This window comes from Paenibacillus nasutitermitis, assembly GCF_014641075.1.
GTDB lineage: Bacteria > Bacillota > Bacilli > Paenibacillales > Paenibacillaceae > Paenibacillus_Z > Paenibacillus_Z nasutitermitis.
Genome location: NZ_BMHP01000001.1, coordinates 287412 through 301557, shown reverse-complemented (window position 1 = coordinate 301557; position 14146 = coordinate 287412). Strand labels below are relative to the sequence as shown.

General features: G+C 48.9%; 12 protein-coding genes. 3 read left to right on the top strand and 9 right to left on the bottom strand.

Annotated features, from left to right (window positions below; all coding sequences use genetic code 11):
* Positions 1–183: a GapA-binding peptide SR1P gene (locus IEY46_RS01305; protein WP_188988393.1), complete on the bottom strand. Its 183-nt coding sequence runs from the start codon at positions 181–183 to the stop codon at positions 1–3.
* A 324-nt stretch (positions 184–507) separates the two neighbouring features.
* Here IEY46_RS01305 and IEY46_RS01300 point away from each other — a divergent pair, with 324 nt between their 5' ends.
* Positions 508–1326 (top strand): peptidylprolyl isomerase, encoded by an 819-nt coding sequence (locus tag IEY46_RS01300; RefSeq protein WP_229749986.1) that lies wholly within the window; start codon positions 508–510, stop codon positions 1324–1326.
* Positions 1327–1395: 69 nt separating this feature from the next.
* Here IEY46_RS01300 and IEY46_RS01295 read toward each other — a convergent pair whose 3' ends face one another.
* Entirely contained in the window at positions 1396–2880 is a 1485-nt protein-coding gene (locus IEY46_RS01295; RefSeq protein ID WP_229749985.1) for a PAS domain S-box protein, read from the bottom strand.
* Positions 2881–3109: 229 nt separating this feature from the next.
* Entirely contained in the window at positions 3110–3463 is a 354-nt protein-coding gene (locus tag IEY46_RS01290; RefSeq protein ID WP_188988389.1) for a winged helix-turn-helix transcriptional regulator, read from the bottom strand.
* A gap of 197 nt (positions 3464–3660) precedes the next feature.
* Here IEY46_RS01290 and hxlA point away from each other — a divergent pair, with 197 nt between their 5' ends.
* Together hxlA and hxlB are read left to right on the top strand one after the other, a co-directional pair.
* The gene (hxlA, locus tag IEY46_RS01285) at positions 3661–4293 is read left to right on the top strand and encodes a 3-hexulose-6-phosphate synthase (RefSeq protein WP_188988387.1); all 633 of its coding nucleotides are present in this window, start codon (positions 3661–3663) and stop codon (positions 4291–4293) included.
* 4 nt (positions 4294–4297) lie between these two features.
* A complete protein-coding gene (hxlB, locus tag IEY46_RS01280) occupies positions 4298–4855 on the top strand; it encodes a 6-phospho-3-hexuloisomerase (RefSeq protein ID WP_188988385.1) in 558 nt (185 codons plus the stop codon).
* 175 nt (positions 4856–5030) lie between these two features.
* Here hxlB and IEY46_RS01275 read toward each other — a convergent pair whose 3' ends face one another.
* The 6 genes from IEY46_RS01275 to IEY46_RS01250 all read right to left on the bottom strand — a co-directional run bounded on the left by IEY46_RS01275 (position 5031) and on the right by IEY46_RS01250 (position 14061).
* Positions 5031–6767, bottom strand: coding sequence for a hypothetical protein (locus tag IEY46_RS01275; protein WP_188988383.1), 1737 nt, complete (start codon positions 6765–6767; stop codon positions 5031–5033).
* A 166-nt stretch (positions 6768–6933) separates the two neighbouring features.
* Entirely contained in the window at positions 6934–7818 is an 885-nt protein-coding gene (locus IEY46_RS01270; protein ID WP_188988382.1) for a carbohydrate ABC transporter permease, read from the bottom strand.
* A gap of 21 nt (positions 7819–7839) precedes the next feature.
* A complete protein-coding gene (locus IEY46_RS01265; RefSeq protein ID WP_188988380.1) occupies positions 7840–8739 on the bottom strand; it encodes an ABC transporter permease in 900 nt (299 codons plus the stop codon).
* 92 nt (positions 8740–8831) lie between these two features.
* On the bottom strand, positions 8832–10559 hold the full coding sequence (locus IEY46_RS01260; protein WP_188988378.1) for an extracellular solute-binding protein: 1728 nt from the start codon (positions 10557–10559) through the stop codon (positions 8832–8834).
* A gap of 107 nt (positions 10560–10666) precedes the next feature.
* Positions 10667–12301: a response regulator gene (locus IEY46_RS01255; protein WP_188988376.1), complete on the bottom strand. Its 1635-nt coding sequence runs from the start codon at positions 12299–12301 to the stop codon at positions 10667–10669.
* Positions 12298–14061: a sensor histidine kinase gene (locus IEY46_RS01250; RefSeq protein ID WP_188988374.1), complete on the bottom strand. Its 1764-nt coding sequence runs from the start codon at positions 14059–14061 to the stop codon at positions 12298–12300. The genes IEY46_RS01255 and IEY46_RS01250 overlap by 4 nt, the downstream gene beginning before the upstream one ends.
* Between the last annotated feature and the right edge of the window lie 85 nt (positions 14062–14146).

The following is a 14146-nucleotide window of genomic DNA, read 5'->3' as shown; positions in this document are numbered from 1 at the left end:
TTATCCGGCTGATTCCTTCTGATCATCGGTCTTCATGCAATCCAAATCCGGACAAATGCCGTGCACCTTCTTATAGCCGTCCATCGGCAGCGTGCCGATAATCTCGGAACAATGCTTGCAGATAATGACGCCGAGCTCCAACGCGTCCTTGTCAGATGATTGATAACCGATTTCCATACCCATTTTGAGAATCCCTCCTCATGATTGGAAAACAATTTATTATATGTGTCGTACTATTGACTTCAATATACATTAATATGACTCATATATCAACATTAATACTCATATTAATTAAAAATGTTCACAATTTAATGATATAGCCCTCCTATTATATGCTCGCTGGACCGCATAATATTAGCAGCAGACAAACTTCGGACACTAAAAAATCCACAAATTCCACATATTTTGGACCCTAAATGGAAAGGATTCCAACAAACACCCGTCGAATAGTTCTCAGATGCTTACGCCAAAACATAGAAAATAGAAAAATGAAAAGAGGGACTAGCAATGAATCGGACAGGCTTCACACCGGATCTTCATCCAGCTCAATCCGGCCCCAAACTGCAATGGACCAAATCTTCCATGAAGCTTCTGCTGGCCATCTCGCTTACGGCACTGGTACTGCTGCTCTCCGCATGCGGAGCCAAAGAAAATACGCCCAATGCCGCTAACGGAAGCAATTCAGCCAATACGCCCGGGAATACGTCAGGAAACGCATCGGGAAATACCAATTCGACGCCTCCTGCAGAATCCGGGGATGCCAATACAAACAGCGGCAGCACAAATGGATCTCTTCCTTCGGGCGATAATCCCGTTGTTACCATCGAAATGGAGGACGGCGGAACAATCGAGATTGAGCTTTATCCCAAAACAGCGCCAAATACAGTCAACAACTTTATCTCTCTGGCCAAAAAAGGCTTCTATGACGGCTTGACCTTCCACCGCGTTATGCCCGGATTTATGATCCAGGGCGGCGATCCGGATGGTCGCGGCTCGGGCGGACCCGGCTACAGCATCAAAGGCGAATTCACCAAGAATGGCGTAGAAAACAATCTGCTTCATGAACGGGGCGTAATCTCGATGGCCAGAGCCAGGGATATGGATTCCGCAGGCTCGCAATTTTTCATAATGGTGGACAGCAATACAGGTCTGGACGGCCTGTATGCCTCTTTCGGCAAAGTTACCAAAGGTTTGGAAACCGTTGACGCCATCGTCAGCGTGGATACTGCCGGTACAGAGCTTGCTGTAAATCCTCCAAAAATGAAAAAGGTCACCGTCGATACGAAAGGCGTTGAATACCCGGAACCGGAGAAAACAACCTCCTGATGACAAAGCAAAAAAAACCTGACCGGTCCTGGTCAGGTTTTTTTTGTCCGCTGCTCCTATAAGAAAGATTCAGACGCCGGACCACTCCGAAAGAACGGGAGGACCCTGATCCTGTTGCAAGGGGAGAATAATTTCAAAGGTGGTGCCTTCGTCAAGTTTGCTGTTCACGCGAATCCGCCCATTATGCTTCTCGATGATCTGATAGCTGATCATGAGCCCCAGCCCCGTTCCTTTCTCCTTGCTGGAGTAGAACGGTTCGCCCAGTCTTGCGATCCGGTCCTCCGAGATACCGCAGCCTTGATCTGCAATGGCGATAAGCAGATTCTCCTCATCGAATTCCTCCACCGTTACCGTTATCAGACCGCCCTGCGGCATCGCCTCGATTGCATTCTGGATGATATTCGCGAGCGCCTGCTTGATCTGGATTTCGTCACATTCCAGAACCGTCCTCACATTGCCAAGGTTTGCGCTGATCTGCACATTGCTTAAAATTGCGTTCGTTTCCATCAGAATAATGATACTGGATATGATAGAACCAATGTCATTCATCTTGAACTCGACTTCCTGCGGCTTGGCCAGCATCAGGAATTCCCCGATAATGGATTCGATCCGGTCCACTTCCGAAAGCATCAGCTGGTAATAGGTCTCATTTTTCTTGTCCGTATTTTGCAGCATTTGGGTGAAGCCCTTAAGAACGGTCAGCGGGTTTCGCACTTCATGCGCGACTCCTGCGGCGAGCTGACCGACAGCCAGCAGCTTGTCGGACTTGCGGATAAGCTCCTCCGCTTCTTTCTTGGTCGTAATATCCTGAAATTGCACGATATAATAAAGCGGCTTGTTGTGGTCATCCCGCACAATCGTCGTATTCAACAATCCCCATACCACTTGACCTGATTTATGGATAAAACGGCTCTCCATTTCATACCAGGGTATCTCCGCAATCAGCAGCTTGGTGGAATGATCCAGATGATCGTCCAGATGATCCGGATGAAGGATGCCATGAAAGCGGACCTTGGCAAGCTCGGCCTCAGAGTATCCCAGGATATCACAGAACGAATAGTTCGCTTCGAGAAAGCGCCCGTTAATATCAAGCAGAGCAATGCCGGCAGCGGCGTAATTGAACACCGTACGGAAGCGCTCCTCAATCTGCTTGTCCGCTTTCTCAATCAGCTGGCGCTCCGTCAGATCCACAACTTCCGTGATCATGAATAAATGGATTCCGAGAAACAGCTTCATCACGCCATGGATTTCGAGAGGAAAGATCGAATGATCCTGTCTGATCCCGCGTGCCTGCCATACGATGTTCTTACTTTTGTGCGCCCTTACTTCCTCCTCCTCGATCAGATAGGTCCGCCTATCTTTGGGATGAATCAGTTCAAGCAGCTCCATTCCAAAGAGCCTGTTTCGGTCGTAACCAAATAAACGTGAAGCATCGGAGTTTATGGCGATGATCTTCCCGTTTTTTACAATCATCATATAAGGAAGAATTTCTTCCAGGAATGTTTCTAGTACATTTTCCCCATCTGCGTTTTCAAACATAAGAAGTATTCCCACATCATATTCCCCTTTTGAAGGCAGAGTACAGCTCCACACATTACAAATAGAAGTATGTGATCACGTCATCTTGATGTCATTCCTATTCATCATAATTGTTAACTCGCCCATTTTCAACTTAATAGTCAGACCTATTTCCTTAAATCTTGCAGCGAAAAAAAGCGCCCTTATTGAAACAAAGCGCTTTAGGTCCATTTTTGTCGAACCCGGTCGGACATTGGCAAATTCGTTATTTCCATACGACTTTTTCACCATAATCTTTTCCCCAACTATACATCATCCGAAGGATAGGCATTAAACTTTCTCCATAATCAGTAAGCGTATATTCCACTCTGGGCGGCACTTCGGCATACACTTTGCGATCCACCAATTGATCATCCTCAAGCTCGCGAAGCTGATTGGTGAGCATCTTCTGGGTGATCGACGGTATAAGCCGCTTCAGCTCACTGAAACGTTTCGTTCCTTCCAGCCCCAGATGCCACAAGATAATCAGTTTCCACTTTCCTCCAATTACAGCAAGCGTCAATTCCTTCTCGCAGTTAATCTCCTTTAGATTTATCCGTTCCTTCAGCTCATTTGCCATACTCGCAGGCTCCTTTCTTATCGCTCATACCGAACCGAAGCATCGTTTTTCGGGCCGCAAACCCTGTCAGGGCGCCAATAGTATACTGACGGTGACTACCCCACCTGCAAGTGCGTACTTCCTCAATAGATACTTTAGCTTTAGAATAAGCCTTGCAGCTGAACATTACAATAAAAATCGAAACAGGAGTGATTGATATGGAATTACAATTAGCATTGGATCTTGTAAACATCCCGGAAGCCAAAGCCTTGGTTAAGGAAGTCGAAGCTTATATAGACGTTGTAGAAATCGGTACGCCTGTCGTGATCAACGAAGGTCTTCATGCGGTCCGGGCGATTAAAGACGCTTTCCCGAATTTGAAAGTATTGGCAGATCTTAAAGTCATGGACGCCGGCGGCTACGAGGTTATGAAAGCCGTAGAAGCAGGAGCGGATATCGTGACCGTGCTCGGCGTGGCGGAGGATTCCACAATCCGCGGCGCAGTGGAGGAAGCGGCTAAAACAAACAAAAAAATACTGGTCGATATGATCAGCGTTAAAAATATCGAAGAGCGGGCCAAGGAGCTCGATGCGCTTGGCGTGGATTATATCTGCGTACATTCCGGCTACGATACCCAGGCGGAAGGAAAAAACTCCTTCGAGGAGCTGACGGCCATTAAACGCGTCGTCAAGAATGCCAAAACGGCCATTGCCGGCGGAATCAAGCTTTCCACGCTGCCTGAGGTAATCGCGGCCAAACCGGATCTGGTCATTGTCGGCGGCGGTATTACCGGCCATGATGATATCAAAGCGGCAGCCTCCCAAATGCAGCAGCTCATTAAGCAGGGCTAAATAGATGGGGATCACGTTGTATACGGATAAAATTATCACTGAGCTCTCTCATTGTCTGAAAGGCATATCCGCTGAAGCGGTGGATCAACTGGCCGGACGGATCATTGCATCGGAGAAGATCTTTGTCGCCGGAGCCGGCCGCTCGGGGCTGATGATGAAAGCTCTTGCCATGCGTTTGATGCATATGGGTTATTCTGCTCATGTGGTCGGTGAAACGACAACACCCGGCATTTCCAGGGACGATGTGCTGATTATCGGCTCAGGCTCAGGCGAAACCGCCAGCCTCCTCTCTATGGTCCGCAAAGCGAAAGCGATTGGCGCATCGGTCGCCGTCGCCACGATTTCTGCCGATTCGTCCATCGGAGCATTGTCCGATATTGTGGTCCGCATACCGGCCTCCTCCAAGGAACAGACGGATAGCGGTGCTATTACCGCTCAACCTATGGGCTCCTTGTTTGAGCAAAGTCTCCTGCTGCTTTCCGATGCCCTTATTCTGTCCTTAATGGATCGTCAGAAGCTGGATTCTTCCAAGATGTTCGGAAATCACGCCAATTTGGAATAAAAGACTAAGCCAGTTGCTTGGGGAAATTCAGACATTCCATATTACAACAAAAACGCTGTCCTTCCCCCGGTAAGGACGGCGTTTTTGTGCTTTCAGCCGGTATCTCTACAAGCCTGCACCAAAGTAAGGCGCAGGGTTGACGGATTTTAGCTGCGGTTTGCGATATTGGCTCTCGTTACAGTTTACGGATCTGGCTGATGAATACTTCTGAGGTTAACAGCTTCCGGAACATAATCAGCAATGCAACGGGCGGCAGGCAGACGAGCAATCCCAGCGTCAGAATAACGGAGGATTCCGGCGCAGCGTCCGCCCCCATCCCCAACCGGGTCGCATAGGTCAGAAAATTGGTCACGGGAGACTGCAGGTCCGGTCTCATCGTATACAGAAAGGAGGAGACATACGAGTTCCACAACATGGTAAACTGCAGAATACCAAGCGCCGCCAAGGGCTTCCAAACTTTGGGTATGAACAGGTGGAAGAACGCGTGCAGCTCTCCCCTTCCTTCTTCCTCCGCTTTTGCTTTGAGATCTGCATATTTGCTGTTGAATATGCTTTTGACGACAAACACATGGATAACCGGGAAGAAGCCCAGGACCATCATGGGATAATAAGTATTCACCCAGCCTAATTCTTTATAGAATAAAAATTCATGAATGGATCCTGTTCCCAAGCCCAGCATAAGCAGCAGGAACAGTTTATATAAATTGCGGCCCGGCAGCCTGCGCACGGTCAACGGATAAGCAAGCGTCAAGGTAATAATGGTACTAACCGCCACGGCAATCAGGAAAAGAACCACATACAGCACATAATTGGCCATGGCAAAATCATCGGGCAATGCCAATCCTTCCGCTTTACCGGAAACCAACGGATATCCGAAAAACAAATACAGCATAAACAGTACAAGCAGGCCATATAAGCTTGCTGCGGCGATCCCGATTCCATTCCCACCGCCAGGCCTTTTGGCCGTCCTTCCCTCCCGCTCTTCAGACTGTGAGAACAGATCTTTGAGCAAGAATGTTCGGATAAGCAGGTAAGCGATCAGCGTAAAGACCAGCTGAACCGTAAATTGAAACAGCCATAATGCTCCCGCCATGCTGTATTCAGCGTTCAGAAATCCCGTACGGTAATGAAAGGTATCCAGTGTATCGCCAACCTCGTAAACCAGCGGGTTGTACAAGGTGCTCACCAGTTCGAAATCCGTGGATAGAATCGTTGACAGCTGCAGAAGCATAAACGCCGCAACGGCACGCAGCGCAGGAGACAGGCTGGCATGCCAATAGCTGCCGCTCCTGCCGTCTGCGCTTTGTTCCAGCGCGATCTGCTTCGAGCGGACCGCCGCCAGCGCCAGTAGAACGGGAATGCCGATGGTTTTCAGAACCTCTACGACGATAAGCACGGGCTGGAACAGCCTCGTATTCCCCAGCACAAATACATCCCCGAAATTCACAGGCGACTCGCTGGGCGAAAAAAACATGATCACAATATAGCCTATAACAACAGATGGAAGGAAATAGGGGACCAGGAACAGTGTCGAGAAAATATGGCGAAGCCTCTTGGACTGAACGGCGCTCAGGACCAGGGCAAGGATGAGCGCCCCGATCGCGCTGTAGAAAATATAAATGAGCTTGATGGACAGGGTATTGGCAAGAACCTGCCTGAACCCCGGATGATCAAATAAGGTCTTAAAGTTATCCATCCCCACCCAGTCGCTGCCGGCCATCCCCTTAAAGGGCTGATAATCCGTGAAAGCAAGACGGACCGCATCAAGAAACGGATTAAATTTGAAGATAACGATCAGAACCAGAGCTGGGATAACCAGAACATAATGACTTTTGTATTTCCAAATCCGAAGAAGCAGCCGCCTGACACTGTTTTGCTCTTTCATTTCTGGCGGGAAAGATGTTTGATTCATATTGATCGCTCCATTCCCGTGCTTATTTCCAATCTTCAACTTAAACTGGATAGGAACATGAAGTCAACCCTTTATCTGGTATTCCACAAAAAAGGACCGCAGCGAATCTGACGGTGAATGTCAACTCGCTGCGGCTCTGCTTTTTGAACTCTATTAAAGAGACATGTTATCCTTTTACGCTGCCAAGAACGATACCCTTCATGAAAAAACGCTGCAGAAATGGATATACAATCAGAATCGGAAGCGAACCCAGGAAAATCTGAGCTGCCTTGGCTGTACGGTCGTTCACTTCAGAGAGCGATGCCATATCGGAGGAGGATACCAGCGAAAGATCGCGGTTAATGACGACCGTCTGAAGGTAGCTCTGAAGCGGGTAATGCTCCGGTGAATTCATGAAGATCAATCCATCAAACCAGGAATTCCAATGATTCACCGTCGCAAACAGCGTAACAGTCGCCAGAGCAGGCGTGGATAAAGGGACAAATATTCGCCACAGCGTCGTCCAGTGGCCCGCTCCATCAATGAATGCCGCTTCCTCCAATTCCTTCGGCAGTCCGCGGAAGAAATTGAGCAGCAGAATAACATTGAAAACCGGAACAGCCGAAGGCAGCACGAGCGCCCAGATCGTATCCATAATTCCGGTGTATTTGATGGTCATGTACAGCGGAATTAGACCGCCGCTGAACAGGATCGTCACGACAAACACCCAGGCATAGAACGTGCGCAGCGGAAATTTCTTATTATCCTTCGCGAGCGGGTAAGCGACCATAATAGTCAACAGCATATTGACGACAACTCCGATGCCAACCCGTTTGAGCGTAACCAGAATGGCCTGCGGGAATGCCGGTTTCTTCAGGACGAATTCATAGGAACTGAGCGAAAACTCGACCGGCCAGAACGTAACGTATCCCGCCTGCGCCGCTCCGCTGGAGCTGAACGATACGGCCAGCACATGAATCAGCGGAAGCAGACATAACACAGAAAGCAGGCAAAGAAACAGATAGTTGAAGCCAATGAATAATCGGCGGCCGAATGAATAATGTTCTACCATGTTTTTGCGCTCCTTTCTATACTAGAAGATACGATAGTTGGCAAAGCGGTAGGCAATATAGTAAGAAAGCGAAATGAAAATCATAGAAACGACTGATTTAAACAAACCGACTGCTGTCGCCACACCGTACTGGGCATCGACAAGACCAATCCGATACACAAACGTATCGATAATATCCCCCGTCTCGTACACCTGAGGGCTATATAAATTGAATACCTGGTCAAAACCGGCATTCAGCACATTTCCCAAGCTTAGCGTTAGCAAGAGGATGATAATCGGTGCCATGCCAGGAAGCGTAACATTAAGCGTCTGCTTCCAGCGGTTAGCGCCATCGACAATTGCAGCTTCATAAAGAGCAGGGTTAATACTTGTCAAAGCCGCCAAATAAACAATCGTATTAAATCCGAATTCCTTCCATGCATCGGATGCGACAAGCACAAAGCGGAACCAAGAATTATCGCCTAGAAAATAAATCGGCTCGATACCGAAAATACCCAGAAACTGATTGACAATCCCGTTGGTAGGCGACAGAATATCAATCAAAATCCCGCCCAGGATGATCCAGGAGAGAAAATGGGGAAGATAAATCAGCGTCTGTACACCGCGTTTGATAAACTCCTTCTTGATCTCATTGAGCAGCAAAGCCGTAACAATCGGTACTATGAGTCCAGCTATGATCTTCATCAAAGCGATGTAGATGGTGTTCAATAAAATCAGCTTGGTTTCCGGCATTTCCAACACGTAACGGAAGTTGTCGAGTCCAGCCCATTTGGAACCGAAAATCCCTTTGGCCGGTACGAATTTCTCAAAAGCAATAACAAATCCGAACATGGGTCCATAGTTATAAATGAGAATGAGGATAAGTCCCGGCAGTATCATGAGATGCAGCGGGAGCTGTCCGCTCCATTTTTTCAGCGACATACGGTTCCTCCTCAAAAGTTGTTAACTGAAGCAGGTCTTGGCGAAAAACATGAGGAGGGGAAAGACGATCCTTTCCCCTTCATGCTCATGAATTACTTGTTTTTAGCCCATTCATTCACTTCAGCTGTAATCTCGTCCCCGCCAAGTTTCTTCCAATCGGCTACAAATTTATCAAAATTATCAATGGAATCCCCCATAATAATTTTGGTGAATACCTCAAGCTCGCGTTTTTGCAGATTGGATTCCTTCTCCACCATCGCTGGTGTCGGAGCACCAAAGAATTCGGTCATTTTCAATCTGTCGGAATTGACATATTCGTTAATGATCACGAAGGAGCCTGTTTTACCGAAAACCTTGTCGTAAGCCCAGCCAAGCGGATCCTTGTTGGAACCCTCGAGATAAGCCATGATTTTACCGTAATTATCTGTTTCTTCCGGATTAAGCGCCGAAGTGTCTTTGCTGTCAATCGCCGCGGAAACATGGAGATGGATATCCAGGTTTTTACGTGAAGGCCAGGCCAGGAAAGGCGGATACTTGTGATACTCGAAACCATCGCTGGTGAAATGTGCCGCATAGTTCTCCGGCGTAGTGGATTCTCCCCAGCCGGTTTCCACGAACAAGTTCATAATTTTCAGAAGCGCTTCCGGGTGCTCGGCACCTTTTTTAACGGCGAAATATTGGCCAACCGCAAAGCCGACCTGAGGCGTCATCGGCTGATCATCAGCCGATGGAACAGCGTAGGACTGCCATTCAGCATTCGGGTCATTCTTCTTGGTGTCCACCAAAGGCCATAGCGGGTTGGACATCGTACCGAACTCGATACCGAGTTTGCCGGATGCGGTCAATTCCGCTTCTTTACCACCGTCTTTGACACCAAATTCCTTATCAATTTGCCCTTTTTTGTAAAGGTCCTGAAGCACGGCCAGTGCTGTTTTCATTTCTGGTTGAATGCTGCCATAGGCAATATTGCCCTCTGCATCCTTGATCCACTGCTTCGGATAGGCATGATAAGCATTCATGAAACCCGTCATATCTGCAAAACCGCCGTATAAATCCTTGTTCAAGGCGATCCCGTAGGTGTCATTCTTGCCATTGCCATCCGGATCCTGAGTCGTGAACGCTTCGGATATCGCCAGCACATCAGCCATCGTTTTCGGTTCAGGCAGATTAAGCTTTTTCAGCCAGTCACTGCGCATCCAGATCATTGGGGCACCGTCCATAGAAGACCCCGTGTTAGGAATGGCCATTAATTTGCCGTCAAAGGTTGCGGAAGCCAAGGCATTCGGGCCATCCTGGTTCAATACCTCTTTCAGAAAAGGTGAGCCGTATTTCTCAAAAACTTCGGTCAGGTCCATCAATTCATCAGCTTCCTGCAGCTGCTTCAGCTGTTTGGCATTAACCGGAATGAAATCCGGCAGATCCCCGGAGGCGATCGAGACATTCATCTTCTGCTCGCCTTGTCCTCCTGGCTGATCGCCGCTGACGACCCATTTATTTTTGATTTTGATGCCGAGCTTATCCATAATGGTTTTGGTCCACACATTGCTCTCTATGGAATCGCCTTCCGGATATTTATAGGTGTCATTAACGATGCGGACCGTGGAAATTTCAATCGGCGGATCGAATTTACCCGAGAAGGGCTCCGGTTCGTTAGCACTTGCCGCGTTATCCTTGCTGCCGGAATCGGTGTTATTGACTCCCGCTTTGTCGCCGCCATTTGAAGAATCAGGTTTTTCATTGTTTTTCCCGGAGCAAGCGGTTACAAATACCATAATGCAAACGAGCATCAAAATTGTTGTCCATCTTGTGATCTTGCTCATTCTACGACCTCCCTATATGTTGTGTGGTTGTTATGCTCTCTAGTGTAAAGGGCGGGCTATACATGCGTAAATGTCACTCTGCTTAGATTTGTTATCTTCTGTTTGGTTCATCCCTTTCCTCGGAATTCCTGAGGTGTCACGTTCAGCCGTTTTTTGAAAAACCGCGTAAAATAACCAGCCGTCTCAAATCCGACCTTCTCGGCAATTTCATGAATCTTCAGCGGAGTCGTCTCCAGCAGCTCCTTGGCTTTCTCCAGCCGGATGCGGGCAATATATTCGGAAAGATTGTTTCCGGTCGATTGTTTGTAAAGCACGGACAAATAGGTCGGGTTCAGGTAAACGACTTCCGCCAGCCTGGTCAGAGACAGATCCCCATCCAGATGGCAGCAGATATACTGATGAAGCTTACTGATCACCTGCGAGGTCCGTTCATCCTGCAGCTCCCGGCGCCGGGCCAGAATCAGCGAGGAAACCTTAAGGAAACATTGATGCGCCTGTTCGCTGGTATGGTGGATCGGGAGGTTGAACAATTCCTCCAGATCAGTCTGGCTTCCGTCCGTTCCAGGATCCACCAACTCGAATTGGGCAAGCAGAAGAGCGGCCACAGAATAATAGATCTGGACGTAATCGGCGAATTTTCCCGGCCTTGCCAGCACTTCCTGCAAATATTCAATAAAAGGCTCCTCCAGCCCTTCATTCAACAACCGCTCCAGTTTGTCCATCATCATCCGGACCGGAGGCAGCGGATCACTGCTGCCGACTTCGTCAAGCGGGTCAACACTCATCAGCATGCCTACGCCCGTGCCGAGCCCAAGAACAAGTTGATGCCTCATATTGGCATAAGCCCGGGGCAAGCCCGACCATGTTACAGGGTAAGCCGGGCTGATGAAGGAGACCGGCAGTTTCAGCAGACGAAGGCATGTCTCTTGCACGGACTCCAGCGTCCCTTGGACAAATGAGCCTGTTTTCCTCCAACGTGCATCAGCCGAATGGACTGGCTTTGCTTCGTTTGAGCCGTCCCCGGAGGATCGCGGCTGGATTAGCAGCACAAGATGGTTGGTGTCCAGATGGACGGAGAAGAAGACGACGGTTTCAAAAAACTCTGCCGCAATGTTCTGTATGGCATACAGCAGAAGCGTATGATCCGCGGAATTGGCACGCTCCTCCCAGCGGTCGACGCGCCCGATTACCGGAATGAGATCCTCATTATAAAGCAGCGGGATATCAAGCTCCCGCATTCTTGACTGACTCCTTCCTCCTGGATAGCCCGGGTCCAGAAGTGAATTGAACCATTCCCTGTGCAGCAGTGGAAGGGCCTTGTGCATCTGTTCCTTGGCCTGGAGTATGAACTGGTCGCTTCGCGTTTCTTCCAACAGCTCCTCCATCGCCTTGCGGATGCTGCGGAGAATCGCTTCATCGCCTTCGGTTTTCAGAATATAATCGACAGAGCCTGTCCGAATCGCGTGCTGGGCGGTTTGCAGCTCACGGATGCCGGTCAGGAAAATAATTTTGCATCGCGGCCATTGTCCCACCACCCATTTCTGCAGCTCCAGCCCTGTCATCCCCGGCATGCGGATATCGCTCAGCACGATATCCATCTTCGTCCGCGACATCCATTCCACCGCCTCTTCCGGCGAATAGGCGCGATAAAGCTCCAGTTCAAGCTGAGGCGTATTCTCCAGCATCTCGAATAAACCATCCACCGTATACGGCTCATCATCCACAATCAACAATCGGATCATGCTGTCATTCCTCCTTCTCCGGGCAGAATCATCGTCACTTTCAAACCCCGTTCTTCACCGACTGCGAGCAGCAATCCGCCCTGGCCCCCATAACGGATTTGAATACGGCGGTGCACGTTCAGAAGCCCCGTATGCTCATCCACCGAGTCATCCTGATGCAGCTTGCTTTGCAGATCGCGCAGCTTATCCTCGTCCATGTCTCCCCCGTTATCCTCCACGACAATCATTATCTTGTTCGGCTGACATTCGAACTGAACTCGAATCCACCCTCCCTTGCGTTTCTGCTCCATGCCATGATTGTAGCAATTCTCTATTAACGGCTGCAAAATCAAACGGGGGACGACGTAGGAGGCTGCTCCCTCCGGCAGCTCGTCAAATTCCACCTGGATCCGGTTTCCGAAGCGGACGGACTGAATTTCGGCGTATGTCCGGGCATGCTTGACTTCATTCTCAAGGGGTACCTGCTCAGCCCCGTCACGCGTAATGAATTCAAAATACTCCCCGAGATGCCTGGTGAAATAAATGACATTGTCATGGTCCTTAAGCATGGCCATCCGGTACAGAATGAAATAGCTGTTGTACAGAAAATGAGGATTGATTTGCGATTGCAAATGCCGCAGCTCCGCGGTGCGTGCCCGATACTGCTGTTCGTACACCTCATGCACAAGCACATCCAGGCGCTTGACCATCCCATTGAATTGTCCGTATAAATAACCAAACTCATCTTTAAGCGGGTAATTCACCTCGAGATTGAAATGTCCCTGCTCAATGCGCCGGAAGGAACGCACCAGCTTCTTCAGCGGTTGGTGAATGATCAGATAAATACTGTAGGAAAACAACAGCACGATAAATATCGAAGCAATGGACAGCATGTAGAACCATGACCGGTAAGAATTAAGCGATGCGGTCACGCTTTTGCTGGGCAGATACATGAATAGCGTCATACCCAGCTTCGGGGAGCGTTTCGAGACCACAATATAGGGATCGTTCTTCAAGGTCAACGAACGGATTTGCGCTTCATCCGGATTCTTTCCTTCGTGATTCATATCCGCTTCCTGCAGCATCGTAGCATCGGCTTCGTTTCGGATTCCGCTCACCGTCCAGGACTTCTCCTCACCGGCAAGAACGGCACCGCCGCCTTCGGTGGTGAATTCCTTCAGTACATCAGACAGCTCATTCATCGAAATTTCCACCGTAAGCATAAACATCGGTTTCTGATTGTTGGAAACAGCCGGATCCGGGTAAGGCAGACTGATAAAAATTCGATTCTGCCATACCAGAAACGGAGACTCGAACCGGTTCGTCGGTCTGTGCAGAGACTGGAATTGATCTTCGTTAAATGCGGTGAAGATTCTGTCATTAGCCGATATTGTACGGTTCATTGACGGTATAAAAGCGCTTGCATTTTCTACAAATTTACTGGAATGCTTAAGGATATCCAGACGTTTCTTCAAACCAAGCTGCGCCTGCATCTTTTCGATTTCAGACATGACCTCGGCGGAGGATGAAAGCTTTAGCAGATCCTCATCGTTCACATATTCCTGGAGCAGGGTAATGACCCGGCTCAAGTCGAATTCCAGCATATTCATATACAGAGATGCACGCGACAGCAGCGATTGGGTAATCTCCTTCTCCACTGTGCTCGAGCCGGCATCATTCATGCGCCAGCTGATCAGATACATGGGGCTGAGAACAACCAGGAAGGCCAGCACCAGCTTGGGATAAATCGATAAGGACGAAATACGGTTCCAAATGTTCATGCTCTCACTCCCGGCAATAAAGTCATTAATGCCACCTTATCGTACCCCGGATAAATTGTATAGACCCTCGCGGAAAGCTTCCTTC

Excerpts from the sequence above, each read along its gene's own strand:
- IEY46_RS01255 (WP_188988376.1), bottom strand. The coding sequence starts at position 12,301 with ATGATCCGATTGTTGATTGTGGATGATGAGCCGTATACGGTGGATGGT.
- hxlA (WP_188988387.1), top strand. The coding sequence starts at position 3,661 with ATGGAATTACAATTAGCATTGGATCTTGTAAACATCCCGGAAGCCAAA.
- IEY46_RS01275 (WP_188988383.1), bottom strand. The coding sequence starts at position 6,767 with ATGAATCAAACATCTTTCCCGCCAGAAATGAAAGAGCAAAACAGTGTC.
- IEY46_RS01250 (WP_188988374.1), bottom strand. The coding sequence starts at position 14,061 with ATGAACATTTGGAACCGTATTTCGTCCTTATCGATTTATCCCAAGCTG.
- IEY46_RS01305 (WP_188988393.1), bottom strand. The coding sequence starts at position 183 with ATGGGTATGGAAATCGGTTATCAATCATCTGACAAGGACGCGTTGGAG.
- IEY46_RS01265 (WP_188988380.1), bottom strand. The coding sequence starts at position 8,739 with ATGTCGCTGAAAAAATGGAGCGGACAGCTCCCGCTGCATCTCATGATA.
- IEY46_RS01270 (WP_188988382.1), bottom strand. The coding sequence starts at position 7,818 with ATGGTAGAACATTATTCATTCGGCCGCCGATTATTCATTGGCTTCAAC.
- IEY46_RS01260 (WP_188988378.1), bottom strand. The coding sequence starts at position 10,559 with ATGAGCAAGATCACAAGATGGACAACAATTTTGATGCTCGTTTGCATT.
- hxlB (WP_188988385.1), top strand. The coding sequence starts at position 4,298 with ATGGGGATCACGTTGTATACGGATAAAATTATCACTGAGCTCTCTCAT.
- IEY46_RS01300 (WP_229749986.1), top strand. The coding sequence starts at position 508 with ATGAATCGGACAGGCTTCACACCGGATCTTCATCCAGCTCAATCCGGC.
- IEY46_RS01290 (WP_188988389.1), bottom strand. The coding sequence starts at position 3,463 with ATGGCAAATGAGCTGAAGGAACGGATAAATCTAAAGGAGATTAACTGC.